This is a genomic window from Desulfotignum phosphitoxidans DSM 13687 (assembly GCF_000350545.1).
Classification (GTDB): domain Bacteria; phylum Desulfobacterota; class Desulfobacteria; order Desulfobacterales; family Desulfobacteraceae; genus Desulfotignum; species Desulfotignum phosphitoxidans.
Window position 1 is genome coordinate 146,304 of record NZ_APJX01000003.1, and the last position, 22,617, is coordinate 168,920.

A 22,617-nucleotide genomic window follows, 5' to 3' on the forward strand; every position below is an offset into this window, starting at 1 on the left:
TTTCGGCCGGCCTTAAGAGGGCAAAGACAGGAGGTTTCATGAAAATAAAAAAAATGTTGTTTGTGACCAAGTTTGAAAGCCTTTGCTATGATGCACTGCATTCACTTCTGGATATGAGAAAATCCGGGCTGGAACATGTGGTGTTTTTGAATGTGATCGAGCGGGAAAAAGTGTCCATGCGCCGGGGTAAAGGGTATGCAAAAGAAGACGCAGTCCGGCTCAAGGAAATGGCCAATATCCGGTTCATCGACTGGGCTGAGAATTTGTTTGAACTGGGCATGGAAGTGGGCGCCTATATCGAAGTGTCGTCTTTGATTCCCAAGATCCTGGAAGTGGTGGACAAGGAAAAACCGGATCTGATCGTTATCGGCCGATCCCAGAAAGGAAAGCTGGAACAGCTGTATTCCAGATCCGATATCACGGAACTGACCCGGCGGTCTCCTGTTCCCATTCTGGTATTCAAACATCTGGCCGAAGACAAAATGGTGCCGGCCAAACTGTTTGAACGGCCGTTGTTTGCCACCTCCTGGTCCAACAGCAGCGAAAAAGCGGTCGACTGCCTCAAGGAGCTGGGGGAGGTGATCGGAGAACTTCACCTGATGCACGTGGTGGATGAAGACGATCTGAAATCCTCAGATACCCATGAGGTGCAGTCGGTGCGGAAAAAGGAACGGACCCGGCTGGAAGACCTGTGTGACGAATTTGCCCAAAAAGGCATATCTGCCAGGCCGCACGTGTATGTGGGAGATCCGGAAACCGAAATTCTCAAGGCGGCCAGAGAGTACCAGGCCACGCTGGTCGTGCTGGGCTTCAGTGACCGGACCGCTTTGGCCGAACGGTGGCTGGGATCCATATCCAGGAATATTGCCGATAAATCCGTTTATCCGTGCCTGTTGTTTCCGGTCAAAAGATAATGCGTGCCAACTGAATATCAATGGAATGACAATGAAACTTTTATTTATAGATGATGAACAGACCTTTTTGAAGTATCTGGCCAAACGGATGGCTTTGGAAGGGTTTGAGGTGAAAACGACATTTTCCGGTGAAGAAGGGGTGGCGGCTGCGGCCAAAGCACCCTTTGACGTGGCAGTGGTGGATCTGCAGATGCCCGGTATTGACGGCATCGAGGTACAGAAACTGCTCAAGGATCTTCAGCCGGATCTGCCCTGCATCGTGCTCACCGGGCATGGCAGTGTGGAAAACGCTCTGGAAAGCGGCAAATACAATGCATTTAAATTTCTGTCCAAGCCCGTGGATATGGACACGTTGATCCAAACCATTCAAGCGGCATATGATCATCGTGTTGAAAAACAGTCAAAACAAGATCCCCCGGATACGTCCCCTGCTGCCAAAGGCCCTGTATCCAAATTGTTTCAGAAATTCCGTCATCTTTACGGCGTGGAAAAATAGGGTCTTATTTTATTTTTCAAAAAAAATTGTCGGCGGACAGGTATGTGAAAATCATGTGTAACATGACTGTGAAATATCAAAAAGAATGTAAAAAAAGGGGGATGGGTGATGCCACAAAAAGAAAATGAAAAAAAGGCGGGTTTTTTTTCATTTATGATCACCTTTGTATTTATGTTTGTCACCTGGATCATTTTGTCCGGCTATTTTGAGCCGCTTCTTCTGGGACTGGGTGTGGTGTCCAGCCTGGCCATTGCCTGGTTTTTCCATGATCTGCTGTTTGCCGGGGCCACGGTTCAGGATATCAAGGTGTTTCTCCGGTTTTGCCAATATGCGCCCTGGCTGATTATAGAAATCATCAAAGCCAATTTTCACCTGCTGTTTCTGGTATTTCACCCCCGGATGCACCAGTTGATCGATCCGCATATCATTCAGTTTCAAACCGGGTTGAAATCAGATATCGCCATCACCACCCTGGCCAATGCCATTACCCTGACCCCAGGAACCGTCACCATTACCGCCAATGCCGAAGGCGGGTTCCGGGTTCATGCCATTGACCGGCAAAGCGCTCAAGGATTGCCCGGCGTGATGCGGGACCGGGTGGCGCATGTTTTTGGAGAAAACAGATGATTTATTTTTTTTCCTGCATTGCCGTGGGGCTTTGTCTGACCATGATGCTGCCCCTGTATCGATGCCTGATGGGCCCCACGGTGCTGGACCGTCTCGTGGGTGTGAACGCCATCGGCAGTAAAACCGTGGTACTGCTTTTGCTGATCGGCTACCTGTATGAACGGGTGGATATGTTTGTGGATATTGCCCTGGCTTATGCGTTTTTAAATTTTGTGGCCGTACTGGCTGCTTCCCGGTACTTTCATAAACGCAAAGGCCTGTATGAAGAATCATTCATGGAGTAATGATGCATATAATTATCAATATTCTGTCGGTGTTTTGCCTGCTCACGGGCCTGATTTTTTTTATCGGCGGGGCCGTGGGGATCATGCGGATGCCTGATTTTTACTCCCGGCTGCATCCGGCCGGCAAACTGGACACCTTAGGCATTTTTACCATGGTTGCCGGGCTGGTGATCTATAATTTTCACCACCTGTCTCTGGGTGTGGTGCTGTTGTCCATTAAAATGTTTTTGATTGTCTTTTTTGTGTTTCTGGCCAGCCCGACAGCCACCCATTCCATTGTGGATGCCGGCATGCGGGCCGGGTTGCGGCCCTGGACTAAAAAAAAGGAAAAGGAATAACAAAGAATGCTGTGGCCCATTGATCTGATCGTACTGACCTTTGTGATTTTCTGCGCCATTGCCGCCATTACCGTCCGGGATCTTCTGGGAACCGCTATTTTGTTCAGCGCGTATTCGTTTTTGATGTGCCTGTTGTGGGCCGTCATGGGTGCGGTGGATGTGGCATTTACCGAAGCGTCCGTTGGCGCGGGCGTGAGCACGGTGTTTTTGGTGGCAGCCGTATTCCGGACCAGCAGGAGGACCAAAGATTGAAATTTTTAGGACTTGTCATTGTCTGTCTGACCGGCGGATTGCTGTTATACGGCACCATGGACCTGCCGGACTGGGGCGATCCCGCATCTCCGGCATCCACCCATCTGTCGGATTATTATATTGAACATATTGTGGAAGAAACCCAGGTGCCCAACCTGGTCACGGCCGTGCTGGCGGATTACAGAGGGTATGACACCATGTTCGAGACTGCCGTGGTGTTCTGCGCCGGGCTGGCCTGCTTTCTGCTGCTCAGAGATTTTCGGCCTGGAAAAAACCGGTACTACCGGCACATTCCCACGGGGGTCATGCTTCATTTCAAGAATCCGGAGACCCGGATGATCCCGGGAAATGAATTTGAACACATGGACAAGGACTGGGTGCCTTCGGACATCATCATCAAGACGGTGTGCCGGATTCTGATTCCTTTTATTCAGATCTATGCCCTGTATGTGGTGGCCCATGGCGATTTTTCTCCGGGCGGCGGGTTTCAGGGCGGTGTGATTTTCGGATCCAGCCTGATTCTCATGGCCATCTCCTATAACCTGAAAACCCTGCTGAAACGGGTGACGGAAAAATTTCTGTCCATCTTTGCCGCCACAGGGGTTCTGATCTATGTGGGACTCGGGGTCCTGGCTGTGATCATGGGAGGGCAGTTTCTGGATTATGGAATGCTGGCGCCGCTGGTGCCCTGGGATCCCGGTCATGTCCGGGCGTTGGGCATGCTGGGGGTGGAGATCGGCGTGGGCATTGCCGTGATGGCCGTCATGGTGATCATTTACGTGAATATCGTGTCTGAAGGCAGACATGATGAAGGACTGTAGGAGAGTCTCATGAATGAGCTTCTGGCGCTGATTGTGGCCAAATATAATTTCTGGTTGTATATCATTCTCATGATGATCGGCCTGTATGCCATGATCGCCAAAAACAATCTGATGAAAAAACTGGTGGGCATGAATATTTTTCAGACCGCGATTATTTTGTTTTATGTGTCCATCGGATACAAACACGGGGCCACGCTGCCCATTATTCAGGGGGGGCATGGCACCCACGATGCCGTGATCCATGCAGCGGATTATATCAACCCGCTGCCCCATGTGCTCATGCTCACCGCCATTGTCGTGTCCGTGGCCACGTTCGGAGTGGCCATGGCGCTGTGTGTCAAGATCTATCAGCGATATCAGACCCTGGAAGAAGATGAACTCAGAATACGCTTATCGGAAAAATAACCCATGAACAATATGCCGGCAATAATTGTACTGGCCCCGCTTCTGGGGGCATTCTTCTCGGGCCTGGCCGCCTGGATCCAAAAACCGCTGTCCTATTACATCGCTTTGGCTGCCACGGCTGTTTCCAGTGTGGCGGCAGTAGGTGTGTTCAAACAGGTGCTGACCGCGGGCACATGGCAATACCGCATGGCCGGGTGGGCCCCGCCCATGGGGATCGAACTGAGGATCGATCTGCTCAATGCCATGGTCCTGGTCCTGGTATCTGGCATTGCATTTGTGAATCTGGTGGCCAGTGTCAAAAATGTGGATCAGGAAATACCGGATCGGGCGTCTTCATTTTATGTGATGTATCAGTTGTTTGTGGTGGGCCTTTTAGGGGTGACGGCCACAGGCGATCTGTTCAACCTGTATGTGCTCATTGAGATCACCTCGCTGACCTCGTATACCATGATTGCCTTAGGAGACAAAGACCGGTCTCCTCTGGCGGCCTTAAATTATATTTTCATCGGCGTGATCGGGGCGTCTTTTTATCTTCTGGGGGTCGGGTATCTGTACATCACCACCGGGTCTTTGAACATGGCGGATGTGGCAATCCTTCTCAAGGACATCCAGGGATCCACGGCCGTGCTGACCGCCTTTATTCTGTGTATTTTAGGTGTGTGGATCAAGATGGCCCTGTTTCCGCTGCACGTATGGCTGCCCAATGCATATGCGTATGCACCCGTGGGGTTTGCCCGGGTGGTGGCGCCGTTGATGACCAAGGTGATGGTATATGTCATGGTGCGGCTCATGGTCACGGTGTTCGGGCTGGAATATATCTTCAACACCCTGAACCTGGCGGATATCGTGGTGTGGCTGGGTGTGATCGCCATTCTGGCCGGGGCATTCATGGCCCTGCTCCAGACGGACTTGAAAAAAATGCTGACCTACATCATTGTGTGTGAGATCGGATATATGGTGGGCGGTGCCTGGCTGGGAAATTCTTTGGGCATGGCCGGTGCCATTCTCCACATTCTCAATGATGCATTGATGACATTTGCCCTGTTTCTGGCTGTGGGCAACATCATTTACATGAGACAGCAGGTGGCGTTTTCCAATCTGCAGGGGTTGTTTGGTGCCATGCCCTGGACCATGGCCGGATTTGTTCTGGCCGGTTTGAGCATAATCGGCGTGCCGCCCACCTGCGGGTTTTTCAGCAAATGGTATCTGGTGCTGGGTGCGTTTGAGGCCGGGGCTTATCATTTTGCCGCTGCGTTGATCATCTCCAGCCTGGTGTGTGCCGTGCTGTTTTTCAAGGTGTTTGAGATCTGTTTTTTCGAGCCCATGGCTGAATCCCACGGCCATCATGGGACCGCCGCCATGGCCGAGGCCCCGGTGTCCATGCTGGCAGCCTTAGGCCTGGTGAGTGCGGCCATCATTGGCGCGGGCGTTTATGCCGGTACCATCGTCAACACCGTGATTCTGCCGTTTTTACACTAAGGACCCGACCATGACCCACTGGATTTTTAATTATTGTTGCAACGACCTGACTCGTATTTTTAAGTAAAAAGGCTGATCCCACCATGGAATCCATTATCTCCTTAAAACCGCTGCTGGCTGTACTGGTCCCTTTGCTGATCATCCCAGTTTTAATGTCATCGTCCCGCAAACCCAATGTCAGGGAAGCCTGGATATTTGTTGCCGGATTTGCCATGTTTGCTCTGGTGGCATCCATGGTGCCGGCAATTCTGGCCGGCACCCGGATTGAACTGACTGTGTTCACACTGGTTCCGGGGGCAGACATCGCTTTTCGGGTGGACGGACTGGGCATGCTGTTTGCTCTGGTGGCATCCAGTCTCTATATTGTCACCTCGTTGTATTCCATCGGATACATGCGGGGGTTGAAAGAACACGGACAGACCCGGTTTGTCTGTTTTTTCGCTCTGGCCATTGCATCCACCATCGGAGCCGCATTTTCCGCCAACCTGGTGACCTTGTATCTGTTTTATGAAATGCTGTCTCTGGCCACCTATCCCCTGGTGGCCCACCATGAGGATGCAAAATCAAAGATTTCCGCCCGGCGGTATCTGATTTTCATTCTGGGCACCTCCATCGGTCTGGTACTGCCGGCCATGATCTATTGCTATCATGTCACGGGCACACTTGAATTTTCCACGGCCGGTATTTTTGCGGGCCAGCTGTCAAAACCGGGCGCCACCGTGCTGTTGCTCATGTTTGTGTTCGGGTTTGCCAAGGCAGGGATCATGCCGTTTCATTCCTGGCTGCCGGCCGCCATGGTGGCCCCGACACCCGTGAGTGCGCTGCTGCATGCCGTGGCCGTGGTCAAAGTGGGCGTGTTTTCCATTGTCAGGGTCATGACCGGGATCTTCGGGGTGGATCTGCTGGGATTATACAGTCTGGGAACCCTGGTCATGGTCATTGCCTCCATCACGATTCTGGTCAGTTCCTGCATTGCCCTGTCCCAGGATGAACTCAAGCGGAGACTGGCTTTTTCCACCATCAGTCAGCTGTCATACATCGTATTTGGTGTGGCGTTGCTGTCGCCCATGGGCCAGCTGGGCGGGGTGCTTCATATTCTCATGCACGCGTTCGGCAAAATTACCCTGTTTTTCTGTGCCGGTGCCATTTTTGTGGCCACGGGCAAAAAATATATCTCCCAGATGAAAGGCCTGGGCCGACAGATGCCGGTCACTTTTGCGGCATTTTTCATCGGATCTTTAGGGGTGATCGGGCTGCCTCCCGCGGGCGGGTTTTACAGCAAGTGGAATCTGATTTTAGGGGCTTTAGAAGCCCACCACCCGGTTTTTATGGGGGTGTTGCTGATCTCCTCGTTTCTGAATGCGTTTTATTTTCTGCCCATCGTGTTCCAGGCCTTTTTCGGGAAAAATGAAGCGGATGTTCCGGGCGTTCCGGTTCAAATCAAAGAAGCCAATCTGTGCCTGGTGGTGCCTTTGGCCGTGACCGCCCTGGCATCCATTGGATTGTTTTTCTTCCCGCAGATGTTTGTGGACCTGATCGTTCTGGGTCTGAATCTATGAGAAAGATTTTGATCGAACAGGGTAAACAAATCAATGGCATTGATAATTTTGCCGGAGACATAAAGAAATATGACAATTAAAGACAAATACAACAACGAAGACTGGGAAATGCTGGGTCATGATCCGGTTCCCGGATACAAGACCGCGTTTTACATTGCCGTGCTGGTGTCGGTCATTTACCTGGCCGTGGCTTTTTTTTCCGGTGGCAGTGTGCCCCATTGACATCATGATGGATAATGATGACCCGGACAAAGGGGACAGCCCCTGGACCGGGTTTAAATAAATTTGCGTAAGGTGGAATAATGAAAAAAGAATTGACCCTTTTTGACAAGCCAAAGAATGTAAAAATATTGCTGATCTGTTTTTACTGTTCTCTGGTGGTGTTGCTGATTGCCGAGTTTTTCATTCACCCGCATCCGGCATTTTATTTTGAACAGATCAAGGGATTTTCCGCCGTATATGGGTTTTTTTCCTGTGTGCTGCTTATTTTTTTAGCCAAACTGCTGAGATTGATTGTCATGAAAAAAGAGGATTACTATGACCGGTAATCTGTTGCCTCCGGCCCTGATATTCATTGTCGCGGCCCTGCTGATCCCGTTTTTGCGGGGAAAAACCCAGTCCGGCTATATGCTGCTGATTCCTGTGGTGTCTCTGCTTATTATCATGAACGCGCCAATGGGGCGGATCTGGACGTTTGATTTCTGGGGATACACCCTGATCATGGGACGGATTGACAAACTGTCTCTGGTGTTTGGGTATATTTTCACCATCATGGCGTTTTTAGGCATTTTGTTCGCCCTGAAGGTCAAAGACAATCTTCAGCATGTGTCTGCCATCATTTATGCCGGCGCCACGCTGGGTGTGGTGTTTGCGGGTGATTTTCTCACCCTGTACCTGTTCTGGGAAATCATGGCGGTCAGTTCCACGTTTCTGATCCTGGCTTCCCGCACGGATGCGGCCCGCAAAGCGGGTTTCAGGTATATTCTGGTGCATCTGATCGGCGGGCTGTTTCTGCTGGCCGGAATTGTGCTCTATATCCAGGAGACCGGCACCACGGCATTTGACTATATCGGGCTGTCCGGCACGGCGTCCTGGCTGATCTTCATCGGCATCGCCCTGAACGCGGCCGCCATTCCGCTGCATGCCTGGCTCCCGGATGCCTATCCCATGGGCACCCCCACCAGCACGGTGTTTTTGAGCGCGTTTACCACCAAATCCGCTGTGTATCTGTTGATCCGGACCTTTCCCGGCACGGAACTGCTCATCTGGATCGGGGCGTTCATGGTATTTGTGCCCATTTTTTACGCGGTCCTGGAAAATGATATCAGAAGGGTTTTGGCCTACAGTCTTTTGAACCAGATCGGGTTCATGCTGGTGGGCACGGGCATCGGGTCCCAGCTGGCGTTGAACGGGGCCGTGGCCCATGCGTTCTGCCATATCCTTTACAAGGGGCTTTTGTTCATGGCGGCCGGGTCCGTGCTCCAGATGACCGGTAAAATCAAATGCACGGAGATCGGCGGGCTGTACAAGACCATGCCCTTGACCTGCCTGTTCTGCATTGTGGGGGCGGCGTCCATTTCCGCGTTTCCGCTGTTTTCCGGGTTTGTGTCCAAATCCATGGTGGTGACGGCAACGGTGAATGAAAACCTGGTGCTGGTGTATCTGGTGTTGCAGTTTGCCTCTGCCGGCGTGTTCCACCATGCCGGGATCAAGGTGCCGTTTTTCACATTTTTCGGCCATGATTCGGGCATCCGGGCCAAGGACCCGTCCTGGAACATGGTGCTGGCCATGGGGCTGGCCGCATTTGCCTGCATTTTCATCGGTGTGTTTCCCCAGCCTTTGTATAATCTTCTGCCCTTTACCGTGGATTACATCCCCTACACCGGGGCCCATGTGGTGGGCCAGCTCCAGCTGCTCATGTTCGGGGCTCTGGCCTTTGCCCTGCTGATTCTGTCCGGGTATTATCCGCCTGAAATCAAATCCATCAACCTGGATGTGGACTGGACCTACAGAAAACTGGGAAGCGCCGTCTACAAGGTGCTGGACACAAGCCTGAACACGGCAAACCGCAGGGCCGAAGCGATACTGATGACTGGGGTCAAAGGCGGCAGCGGATTTTTCCGTCAGATCACAGTGCATCTGGTCCTGTTTTTTTCCGTCAACCTGTGGCTGCTCCAGGGGTACAGGGACAAACATCTGGCCTTGAAAAAACAGCGGCTGTATGATGATGTGGTCCAGGGGACGCTTCCTGTGGGTATCGGCGCAGCCGTGGCCGTATCGTTTGTTGTTCTGATATATGTATTAACGTAAACCAAGGCAATCTGTAAGGACTTACCATGGTAAAGATACAGGATTTAAGACATATCCACATGCTGGAACAGATGCCGGCGCATTTGCTGGCCCTGATCGGTCAGGAAGCGCAGCTTTCCATTTTCAGCAGCGGCACCTGCCTGTTCAAGGCAGGGGAAAAGGTGGACACTTTTTATATGGTCATCATGGGCCAGGTGGCGTTGACCGTGGCCCTGAACCCGGATATCGACGTGGTCCTGGAAAATATCCAGTCCGGCCGCACCTTCGGGTCTTCGGCATTGATCTCCGGCGGTCCGGCCACATATACGGCCATTTGTCAGGAACCCTGTGAAACCATCACTTTGTCGGGTTCGCGCATGCAGAAACTGTTTGAAACCAACGATGAACTGGCGTTTTACCTGATGGCCGGTGTGGCCAGGCAGTACAAGAACAGCATGGATACCCGGGCAAAAATGATTTTGAAAACACTGGCGCGCCATCCCGAGATGAAGGCATCCATTCATGATATTGATAAACTGACCCCGGCCTATTAGATCCGTTATGGAGGCATTGAATTGACATGATATCGATCGATCAATTAAAAAAAATACAGTTTCTTCAGGACCTGCCGGACGATATTCTGGAAAAAATCAGTCCCCATGCCCGGCAGGCGGTTTTTGAACCGGACACGATACTGGTTCGGCAAAATGAGACCCAGCATCTGGTGCACATGCTGGTGTCCGGAAAAATCTGCCTGAACGCCCGGTCCGACACCGGCCGGGTTTTGACCCTGGATGAGATCGAACCCGGCCAGAGTTTCGGTTTCTCCGCATTGTTCGGTAAGTTTCCAGCGACCTTTAGCGCGATCTGCACCGAACCCTGTGACATCATTGTCCTGTCCGGGGACCTGATGGCAAAACTGTTTGAAACGGATCACCGGATCGGATATGCCGTGATGCGCCGGGTGGCCCAATTGTTCAAAGACCGCATGAACAAACACACCGGGCAGTTTATCCATTCATTGTCCATCCATCCGGCCATCCACCCGGTGTGAGATGTCAATGATGTCTTGGTTTAAAATAATATCAAAAAGTGTGTATTTCCTTTTATCCGGTATCCGGATCTTGACAAAAAGCGTCTTCCCATCCTACAAGATACAATATGGATGTCACGACGAAAAAAGTCCGGTGGTTAAATAAGGCAGCTGCTTTTCAATATCTCAAACATTTTGTCTTTGCACTCATCCTTGTCAGCCTGGCCGCCGGTCTCAGGGTGTGGCTGCTTGAGAACCGGTTTGATCTTCTGGAGATAGCCGTTTTCGCCCTGGTATGCAGTTTTATCTCGTACCTTGCCGAAGCCGTGTATCGCAGTCAAAAAAAGCTCAAGCAAGTCGAATCCGAGTTGAAAGCCAGTACCGAATATGGGCAATTCATCAGATCCATCATTGAAAACATACCCAATATGATCGGCTACTGGGACAGGGATCTGCGCTGCCGCTATGCCAACAACGCCTACGGCAAGTGGTTTGGAAAATCGCCCGAAAAGATTGTCGGTATCTTTTTCCGGGATCTGACGGGCGAGCGCCTGTTTGCTCTGAATGAGCCTCACATCCGCCGGGTCCTGGCCGGTGAACCCCAGCGCTTTGAGCGGACACTGAACAAAGCCGGCGGGGGTGTGGGCCATATCATCGGGCACTATATCCCCAATTTCGATGCCGATGGTACTGTCAAAGGATTTGTGACTCAAGCCAGTGAAGTGACCTTTCTCAAGGAAACCGAGGCGAAACTTGAACTGGCTGCGTGCGTCTTTGAGAACACGCTCGATGGTGTCCTGATCACGGATGCGGATGGGGTCATTTTATCGGTCAACCCGGCTTTCATTGAGATAACCGGCTATACAGCCGAGGAGGCCGTGGGGCAGAATCCCCGCATGCTTCAATCGAACCGGCACGACCGGGCATTTTATGCCGCCATGTGGAAACAGATAATAACCAAGGGCCGATGGAACGGTGAAATTTGGAACCGTCGTAAAGACGGGGACCTTTACCTGGAACGGATGACCATCAGCATGGTTCGCGACGCAGACGGCAAACCTGACCGCTATGTATCCGTATTCAGCGACATTACAGCTTTTCGGCGCAAAGATGAACACATAAAGCACCTGGCTTTTCACGATGCCTTGACCGACTTGCCGAATCGGACTTTGCTGATGGACCGGATCAACCGGATAATGATCAATTCCGACCGGGAACCGTGCAATCTGGCGCTGCTGTTTCTGGACCTTGACGGATTCAAGCTTGTCAACGACCAGTATGGCCACAACGTCGGCGACGATCTCTTAAAAGAGGTTGCTAAAAGGCTTCTGGCGCTAGTGCGCGAGTCAGATATCGTGGCCCGCCTGGGCGGCGACGAGTTCATCGTTGTTCTCAATAATCCGAAGGGAATACAGAAAATTACATCCATCGCCACCCATGTCGTCCGCTCGATCAATGAGCCCATGGAAATTCTCGGTGAAGTGCTCCATGTCGGAGCGTCCGTCGGTATTGCCCTGTTCCCTGCCGATGCAGGTACATCTGCAGATTTGATCAAGAATGCCGACACGGCAATGTATACCGCCAAAGAATCGGGCAGAAATACGATTCGTTTTTACGCGCCGGACAATAATTTTTGATTATCCATTGACCGGCCCCTGTCAGTCTTGCACTCCGGAATCAAATCAGATATAAGGGGGTGGATTTTTGATGCAAAGGACACATAAACACCATGACACGCGACCGGGTATTTGCCGTAAAACGCAGACAGATTCAGCCTTTTTCCTTTAACCGGGAAGTCGCGGAGGTGTTTGAGGATATGCTGGTCCGGTCCGTGCCTTTGTACCGGGAGAGCATCCGCCGCCAGGCGGAACTGGCCCGGCGGTTTTATCAGCCCGGCACCCGGATCTATGATCTGGGCTGTTCCCACGGCAATTTCGGGGTCCGGCTCCAGGCATTGTTCATGCAAACTTCGTTTACCCTGGTGGGGGTGGATACTTCCCGGCCCATGCTGGAAAAATACAGAAACCGGCTGGCGCCGCCCGAGCCGGGCCGATGTATTCATCTGGTCTGTGGCCGTATGGAAGATATCCGCATCACAAATGCGTCCGTGGTGGTGATCAACCTGACGTTACAGTTTCTGAACCCTTCCAAAAGAGAGAACCTGATCCAGCAAATATTTTCCGGGATGGTGCCCGGCGGCATCCTGCTGCTCATGGAAAAAACCGTTCACCCGGAACCGGCCCTGCATCACCTGCAACTGGATGTTTACCAGCAGTTCAAACGGGAAAACGGATATTCTGACCTGGAGATCAGCCAGAAAAGAGATGCCCTGGAAAAAGTGCTGATTCCCGACACCCTGGACACCCATTTCCAGCGCCTGTACCGGGCCGGGTTCAGCCAGGTGGATGTGTGGCTCAAATGGTTTAACTTCAGTGCCATCATGGCGGTGAAACAAGGAGGCACACCCGGTGTTTTCATGGACAGGTGACGGGGTTGTGTGACAGCATGCGCTTTTTTTTATCCCCATATCAGCTGGCAGCGCTGGCACCCTACACGGATGAGATTGCCGGGCTCATTGAAGAAAAACAGGCAGTTCTGGCCCATCCCAAGGGAAATTTTCGTAAATACCTGAATGTGGTGAATCACCTGCCGGATTCCGTGGTGTCAATGACCCGTCTGGATGCCCCGGCCGTGAGTGCCGGAACGCCCGCCGATATTTCCGGAGAGGAGCGGCAGCAGCTGGAAGCCTTGCTCAAACAGCTCAGTCCCTGGCGAAAAGGCCCGTTCAACCTGTTCGGGATCCATGTGGATGCGGAATGGCGCTCAGACATGAAATGGGACCGGGTGGCTCCCCATCTGCCGGATCTGACCGGGAAACGCATCCTGGATATCGGCGCCAGCAACGGGTATTACATGTTTCGCATGGCTGCACGCAACCCGGAGCTGGTCCTGGGCCTGGAACCCCAGAGCGCATTTTTCTGCCAGTACCTGGCCGTCCAGAAGTATGTGAATCAAAAGAACGTGGCCTGTCTGCCGGCCACCCATGAAGAACTGCCGCAGATGACCGGGTTTTTTGATCTGGTGTTCTGCATGGGGATTTTATACCATCGCCGGTCTCCTTTGGACATGCTCAAAGAGATTCACGACTGTTTGAAACCTTCTGCCGGCACCCTGGTGCTGGAAAACCTGGTGCTGGAAGGAAAAAATCATGTGTGCCTGTTTCCTGAAAACCGGTATGCCAAGATGCGAAATATCTATTTTATTCCGGATCTGGCAGTCATGGAGTCCTGGCTGGTCCGGGCCGGATTCAAAGATATCCAGTGCCTGGATGTCACCCCCACCACCCGGGCGGAGCAGCGCAAAACCGACTGGATTCAGACGGAATCTTTGAGCGATTTTCTGGATCCTTGTGATCCGGCAAAAACGGTGGAAGGGTATCCGGGGCCCGTGCGGGCCGTGTTCATGGCCCGCACCTGACAGGGTTTTGCCCCTGGATGAAGAGCGATTTTTGTTTGACAATCATGCGTGTATTTTGTATAAATTAATGTTTGATTTTAGCAGGGATATGAATGCGTGATCCATACGCAGATTCCCGGGACTTATTAACCAAATTTGATGACGAGGATGTGAAAATGGATGACGAAGGTGGTAGTTGTCACTTATCGATATCTGTGATTTTCATAAGAGAACGACATTTTTATCATACCCCGCTGTCAATGACACGCACAGACGCCATGGCTGTCTGCTTCAGAATCACTGAGTTCTGATTCCGCGCTTTATGCCGTGACCTTCTGGTTCGCCTGTCTTGATGGCGGACCGATTGAAAGGAGGCAGGGCTGTGAACGATTCCCTCAAATTGCCGGATAATCTGTTTGTGCCCGGTCAGGGCGACACGCCTGAATATATCGATGACAAGGTGCTCTCAAACCTGTGCGAATCTGAACACCCGGCAGACCTGGCTTCCCAGTTGTCCGACCTGGACCTGGATCAGCTGGTCACAATTTTTTCACACATGTCCCCGGAATGCTGTGCCGATGTGCTCACGCATATGGATTACGAGGATCAGCGGGAGATCGCCAAAGAATTATCCAATGATGTCCTGGCCCTGGCCATCACCAGGATGTCCTCGGATGACCGGGTGGACCTGCTCCAGTCCATGCCCGAGGAAAGCAGTGAAATTCTGTTAAGGCTTCTGGCCACCACCGAGCGGGAGGATATCCGCCGCCTGTCCTCTTATGAAGAGGACACGGCCGGGGCCTTGATGACCAGTGAATATGCCACGTTGTCACCGGGCCTCACGGCCCGTCAGGCCATTGACAAACTCCGCCTGGAAGCCCCCAACAAGGAAACCATTTACTATTCATATGTGATCGACGCCCAGCGGCGGCTTCTGGGTCTGGTGTCGCTGCGGGAACTGATCCTGGCCCGGCCCACGGTCAGGATCGAAAAGATCATGCGAAGAGATCCCATATTCGCCCGGGTACACGACGACCAGGAAGAGGTGGCCCGGCAGATGGCCAAATACGATCTTCTGGCCATGCCCGTGGTCAACGGCAAGGACGCCCTGGTAGGTATCATTACGTTTGACGATGTCCATGATGTCATCGAGGAAGAAGCCACGGAGGACTTCCACCGCATGGGGTCCATCAGTTCAGGTACCGGGGCCGATGACCTGGTGGACATCGGTCTGCGGGACGCCACCCCCTGGCTGCTGATCCGGAAGCGGCTGCCCTGGCTGATGGCCCTGGTGTTCATGAATATTTTTTCCGGGGCCGGGATTGCCTATTATGAAGACACCATCCAGGCCACCGTGGCTTTAGTATTTTTTCTGCCGCTTCTCATCGGCAGCGGCGGTAATGCCGGTGCCCAGTCCGCCACCCTGATGGTGCGGGCCCTGGCCATCGGGGATGTCATGATGAAAGACTGGTTCCGGCTGCTGGGCAAGGAAGTGGGCATTGCCCTGGCCATCGGGTTATGCATGGCGTTGGCTGTGTCGTTTATCGGGGTTTTCCGGGGAGGGATGGATGTGGCCGTGATCGTGTCCATGGCCATGGTGTGCGTGGTGCTGTTCGGCAGTCTTCTGGGCATGTCCCTGCCGTTTCTGCTCACCCGGTTAAAACTGGACCCAGCCACGGCGTCCGCCCCTTTGGTGACGTCTGTGGCGGACATCGGCGGGGTCATCATCTATTTCGGCATTGCCTCCTGGTATTTAGGCCTTCACCACGCCGCCATCTGACAGATAAATAACACTGCGCTGATCAGCCGGCCAGGCCGGCGGCATCAACGGAGGCTAACCTAAAAAATCAGCCGCCGTTTTTAATCCATAGGCGGGTTGGGCGCTTCTTGCAGCCTCGTTAATAGCCCGGGCCATGACTTCCGTAGATAAAACCCCAAGGGCATCCAGGTTTGCATCCACCTCTCCTGTGGCCAGTACAAAGATGGTATCCCCGTCCACTGAAGTATGGACCGGGCTGATGGCCTTGGCAAATCCATTATGTGCAACGGCAGCCAGCTTATTGGCCTGGTTCTTGGTGAGCTTTGCATTGGTAAGAATACATCCGATGGTTGTATTGCCGCTAAAGACATCCCTTTGCCGGGCAATCTCTTTGTACATAATTTCCCGGGTGCTTGCCAGGGCCGTTTTATCTTCTGTAAGTATGCCTGCGATGGGCCTGCCCGTATCATAATCAATGACATCACCCAGGGCATTCACGGCCACTATGGCCCCGCATTGTACGGTGTCGATTTCAAGGGCAAAGGTGCCAAGTCCGCTTTTCATCATGCGGTCCATTCCTAAAAACTTACCCACTGTGGCCCCTGTACCTGCCCCGACATTTCCCTGGGCCACCTGTTTTGTTCCGGCAGCCTCACAGGCTTTGTACCCCATTTTTTTATCTGGCCGGCATGTGGGGTCTCCCACCACCAGGTCAAAAAGGGACGCCCCGCACACCAAAGGCACAACCCCTACCCCCACATCAAACCCCACGCCTTTTTCTTCCAGAAATTGCATGGCCCCATCCCCGGCCGCAAGGCCATAGGCGCTGCCTCCGCTGAGCATGACACAATGAATCTGCTGGGCAATACTCAACGGCTTTAACAGTTCAGATTCCCTGCTGGCAGGCCCGCTTCCCCTGACATCGGCCCCGGCAAAGGCACCTGCCTCGCAAATAATGGCAGTGCACCCGGTTCCCCCGTCATGATTTTGTGCATGACCGATTTTAAATCCTTTGATCTCATTGATCTGAATCTCTTTCATACTCATACCCCTATATGATTGATTCCGGGTGCTGGTATGCGCAAGGCAACCCACAGCCGCCTTCAAGAACGCAAACCTTTTATTTGACAAATCGATCCTGAGCTTTCGATAAAAGTTTTCATTTTGTCAAACCACATACTTTCAAAAAGCCGCACAGAAAGACCAGCCCCGCTCAAGCAATTCGTTCGCTGATAATAGTTGAGTTTCCGTGCAATATATGTTTGGGAAAAGGTTTAACTTTTTGCCATTCAGTTGAGGTTTGTTCTGCAATCCATAAATCGAAATTTTTTTGTAGATTTAGCCAAAAATCTGGAGAAGTATCAAAAGCTCGAGAAAGTCGTAAGGCCATTTCCGGTGTAATACAACCTCTTTCGTTGATTATTTTGGACAGGGTTTTTCTTGAAATGCCAAGGATTTCAGCCATATCTTTAATTTTAATAGAAAGAGGTGTTAAATAATCTTCCCTTAAAATATTACCAGGATGTGTTGGTTTTCTTGTTAATTTTCTCATACGCTCACCTCTCAATGATAATTTTCTCATACGCTCACCTCTCAATGATAATCATCATAGTTCACAATGTAGGCATCACCATCTTCAAATTTGAAGAATACGCGCCAATTACCAGAGACTTTGACAGAGTAGAGTCCTTTCTTGTTTCCAGATAATTGATGAAGAAAGGAACCTGGATAGTTCATATCTTTAATTTCTGTTGCTGCACTCAATCGATCCAGAATTCTTTCAAGCCTGTTTGCATGATTTGGTAATATTCCTTTTTTACTTCCTGTATAAAAAAAATCCTCCAATCCTTTATGTTTGAATGATTTTATCATGTGATATAACGTAACCCCTTAGGTTACGATTGTCAAGTGGGACCAGCGATTTAATTCCCAGCCATTTTCAGGGATTTTTTCCCGGCCAATTTTAAGGGTTGCCATCCAGCCGCTGATTTTTTAATTCCGTTAACCGATTTTAAAATCATATATAATTCCCTTGGATCTATCGTTTTCCATGGGGTGTTGCAGGCATTAATGGCTGGCAAAGCAGGGTTGTTTTTTTTATTGTTTCAAAAAAGTCTTTTTGATCTGCTGCTGCAACGCGGTCAGTGTGGGGCTGATTTCCACGGGAAAAGGCGGATCTGCCGGATGAATGTCTGCAATGGGTTCCGGCAGCCGGGCGGTTTGTATTTCAGCATCATTCCGGATGGCGTTCAGGTCCCGGAAGCCTGCCGGCAGGCGCTGTCCGTTTTGCATCACTCGTTCCAGCAAAGGCCGGCCAGGCAGATTTTCATCCATGCATCCGATGATGTCTTTGACAAACCGGCCGTCCTGTTCTGTGCGGAACACCTGCTTGGCTCCGGGCAGAACCGGTTTGCCCCTGGACAGTTTCAGTTTTCCTTCACCGGCATATTCACACAGTTTATATACGATATCCATGCACGGCACATCCAGGGATACGCCCATGTGGGTGCCCACACCGAACCCGTTGATGGGGGCGCCGGCTTTGATCAAATCGGCGATTCGGTACTCGTCCAGGTTGCCGCTGACAAAGATTTCCACCTGTCGGAGACCGGCGTTATCCAGGGCCTGACGGACCTTCCGGGACAGGATCAACAGGTCCCCGGAATCCAGGCGCACCCCTTTGACCCTGAAATCATCTCCCAAAGTGTCTGCCAGTTCAATGACTTTTTGAATGCCGGCCAAAGTGTCATAGGTGTCCACCAGGAGCACGGTTTCCGGAAAGCTGGATACAAAGGCCTTGAACGCGTCTGTTTCATTATCATGGGCCTGGATATAGCTGTGGGCCATGGTACCGGTCACGGGCAGATCGTACAGTTTTCCGGCCAGCACATTGGAAGTGGCGGCCACTCCGGCGATATGAAACGCCCGGGCCGCTTTGAGAGCCGCATCCATGCCGTGCATCCGCCGGGCACCGAAATCCACCACGGTCTTCCCCGGGGCTGCGGTCACCACCCGCCATGCCTTGGATGCCAGCAGGGTCTGCAAGTGGATCTGGTTCATGACAAAGGTCTCGATGAGCTGAGCCTGGGGCAGGGAGGCCGTGATTTCCAGAATGGGTTCATTGGCAAATACGGGGGTGCCTTCGGGCACGGCCCGGACACTGCCGGTGAACCGGAAATGGCCCAGCCACTCAAGAAAGGAGTCGGAAAACTGCCCCAGGGAGCCCAGATAATCCAGGCTGTCCCGGGTGAATGTCAAATTTTCCAGATACGCCAGCACCGTGTCCAGGCCGCAGGCCAGAAGAAAGTTCCGTTCCGGAGGCAGTCGGCGCACAAATAGGCTGAATACCGCTTGCCGGTTCATGTTTTCATGAAAATAGGCCTGGAGCATGGTGAGTTCATACAGGTCCGTGAACAATGCCGCGTCATTGGGCCCGGGCATTACAGCCGATTTTTTGAATCCGGAATATGAGATGTTTTTTTGCATTAGTGATCCTTTTCAATCTGATAATGGGCCAGCTTGTCATACAGGGTCCGCCGGCCGATACCCAGAAACAGGGCGGCCTTGGACCGGTTCCCTTCGGACAGGCGCAGAGCCCGGCGAATGGCTGCTTTTTCCGCTTCTTCCACCGTTTTTTTCAACAACAAAGGTTCACCTGATTCATCAACGTCTTCCCGGGTGTCAAGGGTCAGAATTTGGGGGTCCATCCCACCGGCGCCCAGACATTCTGAATCAATGACCGGGCCGTCCGATAAAAGAACTGCCCGTTCAATCACGTTTTTCAGTTCACGGATATTACCTTTCCATGGCAGATTCATGATGGTCTGAAGCACTGCCGGGCTCAGCTGGATCACCTGCTTGTTGTGGCGTTGGTTGAACTCCCGGACAAACTGGGCCACAAACTGCAGTAAATCTTCTCTTCGTTCCCGCAGAGGCGGCAGATACAATGGAATCAAAGACAGGCGGTAGAACAGATCCTCCCTGAAACCGCCGGTTTTGACTTCCTGTTTCAGGTCCCGGTTGGTGGCGGAAATGAACCGCACATCGATATGAATGATCTGATTGCCACCCACGGGACGGATCTCTTTTTCCTGGATGGCCCGCAGCAGCTTGACCTGGGTCTGGGGCGGCAGTTCACCGATCTCATCCAGAAATACCGTGCCGTTGCAAGCTTCTTCCAGCAATCCCCGTTTGGCCCGGATGGCGCCGGTGAACGCACCCTTGACATGCCCGAACAGCTCGCTTTCCAGCAGACTCGGCATGATGGCCCCGCAGTCGATGGTGACAAACGGTCCTTCCCCCCGGCGGCTTAAGGCATGGATATGCCTTGCAAACATGGTTTTGCCCGTGCCGGTCTCTCCCTGGATCAAAACGGGGGTGTCGGAATCAGCGATTTTTTCGATGATGCTGACAATCTTGTTCATCTGCCGGGTTTTTCCGATGAGAAACAGGTTGTTTTCCATATCCGTTTTTTCTGTGAGTTTGGAGATGCGGCGGTTCATCATGCCGAATTCCAGTGCCCGCTGGACGGTTATCTCCAGTTCCCGGCGCTGGAACGGCTTGGTGACATAATGAAATGCGCCCAATTTAATGGCTTCCACGGCACTTTCAATGGTCCCGGCACCCGTAATGATGATAAAGGGCAGATCCTTGTCAATGGCCCGGGTTTTTTTCAGCAATTCCATGCCGCTCATCTTTTCCAGCACCAAGTCGGATATCACCAGGTCATACTCGGTTTCCGATACAGCGGTCCAGGCGTCTTCACCACTGGCCACCGCAGTGACGGTGTAGCCTTTTCTCTGAAAAAACCGTTTCAGAAACAGCAGCATTTCCGGTTCATCTTCAACGATCAGTAAACGCATGATTTTCCTCGTTGGTTGTCTTTTGTGAAGTCGAAGGCAGCGTCACCGTCAAGGCCGCCCCCCCCAGACGGCTGTCATGCACACAAATAGTACCGCCATGCTGGGCGGCGATCCGCTGGGCCACGAATAATCCCAGACCCACACCTTGCGTCTTTCCCCGGGTGAAAAACGGATCAAAAATTTGAGTGCGCAGCTTGTTTGGGACACCTTTGCCGCTGTCTTCGATTTTGATGCAGTGCCGGTCAGACACTGTGTCTGTGACGGTTGTGCCGCTCACCCGGAGCGTTCCTTCGCCATTCATGCTTTCCACGGCGTTTAATAAAAGATTGATGAACATCTGCTGCAACTGGTTTTCATCTCCCCATATCCAATGAATTTCCAGGGTCAGGTCCTGAATCACAATGATTTTTTTCAGTCGGGGTTTTAAAAAGTACAGACATGCCTCCACGGTCCTGGCTGCATCAACGTGCGTTTTTCCCGCGGTCTCCGACGATGCCTGGTCCAGAATGGCCCGGGTGATGCTGCCGGCCCGGATGGCATTACGCCGGATGGCGTTCAGGCTTTCTTCCACTTCACTGCCGGTGAGTTCACCACTGATCAAATCTTCGGTATGTGCCAGAATAATACCGATGGGATTGTTCACCTCATGGGCCACACCGGCGGCCATTTTACCGATGGTGGCCAGCCTTTCGGATGCGATCAGCTCCTGTTCCATGCGTTTGCGTTGGGTCAGGTCCCGGGCGAAACAGCAGGCCAGTTGCGGGGGGGTGTTTGTGGATTTAAGTGTGGCCGCAAGAAATTCCACGGTAATCTCTTTTTGGGCTTTGTTCTTGAGCCGAATTTCAAGGGTGGCCATTTTATCGGAAAACAGATGGGTGATAAACAGATGAAATTTTTCAGTATCTTCAGGGGTCACCAATTGTTTCATGTCATATCCGATCAATTCTTTTTCCGGAATATTGAGCCATTCCGCCGCACTGGTGTTGGCCATCCGGATTTTTCCGGTCCGGTCGATGAGAAATACCATGTCCGGGGAGGATTCAATCAACTGCCGGTATCGTTCCTCAGATATTTTCAGTTCCCGGGTGATCTGGGTTACCTTGCGCTTCAATGAGATATGCCAGACCAAAAAAAAGATCATAAGCCCGGCTGCCAGAGACAGGCTGCCCATCAGTATCGGGGCGAACTGTTCCCACAGAAACGCAGCGTAGCTTTTGCCCAGCCATTTATCCCGCACCTGGTCCAGCTGTCCGGTTTTAATGGCCTGACCCAGGGCCTGATTCAGTCCGGATTTCAACACCTGGTTTTCGTTGGAAATCATGAGAGTGAAAGGAAACCGCCCCATCTGCACCCCGGTCTGGCGGATGTTCTGAAGCCCGTATCTGCCGATGAGATATGTGGCCATATCATCGGAATAATCCATGAATTCCTTGGCCAGACCGGCATTGACCATCATCAGTGCTTCTTTGACCGACCGTGCCTGAATGAAATCTTGAGAACCATTCGGCCTGCCCGTTGTCAGATGGGGCTGGCCATGGACAATAACTGTTTTCGTCGGCTGGATGGCGGCCCGGGCCCCCGGACCATCCGGATAATAGACAAACACATGGCGTTTCACATAAATAATGATTTCCATGGTGTGGGTCTGGCGGCGCCGGGTTAAATCCGGGGCAACACCGATCACCAGGTCGATATCCCCTTTGGTGAGGGCGAAAAGCAGGTCTTCGGGCCGTCCCACCAGATAGTGGGGAATCACGGCCAGGTGGGTGCACAAAATCTGCATTATATCCACGCTGTATCCCCGCACTTCCTTTTCGCCTTCATCCTGATAGGAGAATGGCGGGAACCCCATAGGCACACCGATTTTCAGATGTGGTTCCCCAGAAACCGGGTTTGGCCGGCCCAGCATCAGCACCAGGCACACGCCCAGAATCATGGCAGATACCCCGGCATGAAACCGGCATGACCATTTGTCGGGTGTTTCATTCAAAGATGCCATGGGGGATGCATTTCGTATGCGGTGGTCCGCACCCGGGGCTATTA

25 protein-coding genes are annotated in these 22,617 nt (G+C 52.2%); 19 read left to right on the forward strand and 6 right to left on the reverse strand.

What is annotated here, in order from left to right; translation table 11 throughout:
* Positions 1-38 precede the first annotated feature (38 nt).
* From DPO_RS08145 to mgtE, 19 genes are all read left to right on the forward strand, one after another.
* Complete coding sequence (locus tag DPO_RS08145) at positions 39-914, forward strand: universal stress protein (protein WP_006965331.1); 876 nt, start codon at positions 39-41, stop codon at positions 912-914.
* A gap of 31 nt (positions 915-945) precedes the next feature.
* Positions 946-1,410 (forward strand): response regulator, encoded by a 465-nt coding sequence (locus DPO_RS08150; protein WP_006965332.1) that lies wholly within the window; start codon positions 946-948, stop codon positions 1,408-1,410.
* 108 nt (positions 1,411-1,518) lie between these two features.
* Positions 1,519-2,037, forward strand: coding sequence for a Na+/H+ antiporter subunit E (locus DPO_RS08155; protein ID WP_006965333.1), 519 nt, complete (start codon positions 1,519-1,521; stop codon positions 2,035-2,037).
* Positions 2,034-2,321: a monovalent cation/H+ antiporter complex subunit F gene (locus DPO_RS08160; protein ID WP_006965334.1), complete on the forward strand. Its 288-nt coding sequence runs from the start codon at positions 2,034-2,036 to the stop codon at positions 2,319-2,321. The genes DPO_RS08155 and DPO_RS08160 overlap by 4 nt, the downstream gene beginning before the upstream one ends.
* Positions 2,321-2,659 carry a monovalent cation/H(+) antiporter subunit G gene (gene mnhG, locus DPO_RS08165; RefSeq protein ID WP_236609928.1) on the forward strand — a complete coding sequence of 113 codons (339 nt, stop codon included), beginning with the start codon at positions 2,321-2,323 and terminating at the stop codon, positions 2,657-2,659. Before DPO_RS08160 ends, mnhG begins: the two co-directional genes overlap by 1 nt.
* 6 nt (positions 2,660-2,665) lie before the next feature.
* Positions 2,666-2,911 (forward strand): Na(+)/H(+) antiporter subunit B, encoded by a 246-nt coding sequence (locus tag DPO_RS08170; RefSeq protein ID WP_006965336.1) that lies wholly within the window; start codon positions 2,666-2,668, stop codon positions 2,909-2,911.
* The gene (locus DPO_RS08175; RefSeq protein WP_006965337.1) at positions 2,908-3,732 is read left to right on the forward strand and encodes a Na(+)/H(+) antiporter subunit B; all 825 of its coding nucleotides are present in this window, start codon (positions 2,908-2,910) and stop codon (positions 3,730-3,732) included. Before DPO_RS08170 ends, DPO_RS08175 begins: the two co-directional genes overlap by 4 nt.
* A 9-nt stretch (positions 3,733-3,741) precedes the next feature.
* Positions 3,742-4,137: a cation:proton antiporter subunit C gene (locus tag DPO_RS08180; protein WP_006965338.1), complete on the forward strand. Its 396-nt coding sequence runs from the start codon at positions 3,742-3,744 to the stop codon at positions 4,135-4,137.
* A 3-nt stretch (positions 4,138-4,140) separates the two neighbouring features.
* Entirely contained in the window at positions 4,141-5,616 is a 1,476-nt protein-coding gene (locus DPO_RS08185) for a complex I subunit 5 family protein (protein WP_006965339.1), read from the forward strand.
* A gap of 83 nt (positions 5,617-5,699) precedes the next feature.
* Positions 5,700-7,175, forward strand: a complete 1,476-nt coding sequence (locus tag DPO_RS08190) for a monovalent cation/H+ antiporter subunit D family protein (RefSeq protein WP_006965340.1) — start codon at positions 5,700-5,702, stop codon at positions 7,173-7,175.
* 69 nt (positions 7,176-7,244) lie between these two features.
* Entirely contained in the window at positions 7,245-7,397 is a 153-nt protein-coding gene (locus DPO_RS25520) for a hypothetical protein (RefSeq protein ID WP_006965341.1), read from the forward strand.
* Between the two features lie 80 nt (positions 7,398-7,477).
* Positions 7,478-7,723 carry a hypothetical protein gene (locus tag DPO_RS08195; protein WP_006965342.1) on the forward strand — a complete coding sequence of 82 codons (246 nt, stop codon included), beginning with the start codon at positions 7,478-7,480 and terminating at the stop codon, positions 7,721-7,723.
* A complete protein-coding gene (locus DPO_RS08200; RefSeq protein ID WP_006965343.1) occupies positions 7,713-9,485 on the forward strand; it encodes a Na(+)/H(+) antiporter subunit D in 1,773 nt (590 codons plus the stop codon). The genes DPO_RS08195 and DPO_RS08200 overlap by 11 nt, the downstream gene beginning before the upstream one ends.
* Before the next feature lie 26 nt (positions 9,486-9,511).
* Positions 9,512-10,018 (forward strand): Crp/Fnr family transcriptional regulator, encoded by a 507-nt coding sequence (locus DPO_RS08205; RefSeq protein ID WP_006965344.1) that lies wholly within the window; start codon positions 9,512-9,514, stop codon positions 10,016-10,018.
* Positions 10,019-10,044: 26 nt separating this feature from the next.
* Positions 10,045-10,518, forward strand: a complete 474-nt coding sequence (locus DPO_RS08210) for a Crp/Fnr family transcriptional regulator (RefSeq protein ID WP_006965345.1) — start codon at positions 10,045-10,047, stop codon at positions 10,516-10,518.
* 107 nt (positions 10,519-10,625) lie between these two features.
* Positions 10,626-12,134: a sensor domain-containing protein gene (locus DPO_RS08215; protein ID WP_006965346.1), complete on the forward strand. Its 1,509-nt coding sequence runs from the start codon at positions 10,626-10,628 to the stop codon at positions 12,132-12,134.
* 92 nt (positions 12,135-12,226) lie between these two features.
* Complete coding sequence (cmoA, locus tag DPO_RS08220; protein ID WP_006965347.1) at positions 12,227-12,985, forward strand: carboxy-S-adenosyl-L-methionine synthase CmoA; 759 nt, start codon at positions 12,227-12,229, stop codon at positions 12,983-12,985.
* Positions 12,982-13,974, forward strand: a complete 993-nt coding sequence (gene cmoB / locus DPO_RS08225; protein WP_006965348.1) for a tRNA 5-methoxyuridine(34)/uridine 5-oxyacetic acid(34) synthase CmoB — start codon at positions 12,982-12,984, stop codon at positions 13,972-13,974. Before cmoA ends, cmoB begins: the two co-directional genes overlap by 4 nt.
* 361 nt (positions 13,975-14,335) lie before the next feature.
* Entirely contained in the window at positions 14,336-15,733 is a 1,398-nt protein-coding gene (mgtE, locus tag DPO_RS08230; RefSeq protein WP_006965350.1) for a magnesium transporter, read from the forward strand.
* A gap of 54 nt (positions 15,734-15,787) precedes the next feature.
* Here the strand turns inward: mgtE and DPO_RS08235 are convergent, their stop codons facing one another.
* From DPO_RS08235 to DPO_RS08255, 6 genes are all read right to left on the reverse strand, one after another.
* Positions 15,788-16,753 (reverse strand): P1 family peptidase, encoded by a 966-nt coding sequence (locus tag DPO_RS08235; RefSeq protein ID WP_040011722.1) that lies wholly within the window; start codon positions 16,751-16,753, stop codon positions 15,788-15,790.
* 172 nt (positions 16,754-16,925) lie between these two features.
* Complete coding sequence (locus DPO_RS24530; RefSeq protein WP_006965352.1) at positions 16,926-17,294, reverse strand: HigA family addiction module antitoxin; 369 nt, start codon at positions 17,292-17,294, stop codon at positions 16,926-16,928.
* Positions 17,295-17,305: 11 nt separating this feature from the next.
* Entirely contained in the window at positions 17,306-17,584 is a 279-nt protein-coding gene (locus tag DPO_RS08240; RefSeq protein ID WP_040011723.1) for a type II toxin-antitoxin system RelE/ParE family toxin, read from the reverse strand.
* A gap of 225 nt (positions 17,585-17,809) precedes the next feature.
* Positions 17,810-19,198, reverse strand: coding sequence for a nicotinate phosphoribosyltransferase (locus tag DPO_RS08245; RefSeq protein ID WP_006965353.1), 1,389 nt, complete (start codon positions 19,196-19,198; stop codon positions 17,810-17,812).
* Positions 19,198-20,574: a sigma-54-dependent transcriptional regulator gene (locus tag DPO_RS08250; RefSeq protein WP_006965354.1), complete on the reverse strand. Its 1,377-nt coding sequence runs from the start codon at positions 20,572-20,574 to the stop codon at positions 19,198-19,200. The genes DPO_RS08245 and DPO_RS08250 overlap by 1 nt, the downstream gene beginning before the upstream one ends.
* Positions 20,555-22,573 carry an ATP-binding protein gene (locus tag DPO_RS08255; protein WP_160166905.1) on the reverse strand — a complete coding sequence of 673 codons (2,019 nt, stop codon included), beginning with the start codon at positions 22,571-22,573 and terminating at the stop codon, positions 20,555-20,557. Before DPO_RS08255 ends, DPO_RS08250 begins: the two co-directional genes overlap by 20 nt.
* Between the last annotated feature and the right edge of the window lie 44 nt (positions 22,574-22,617).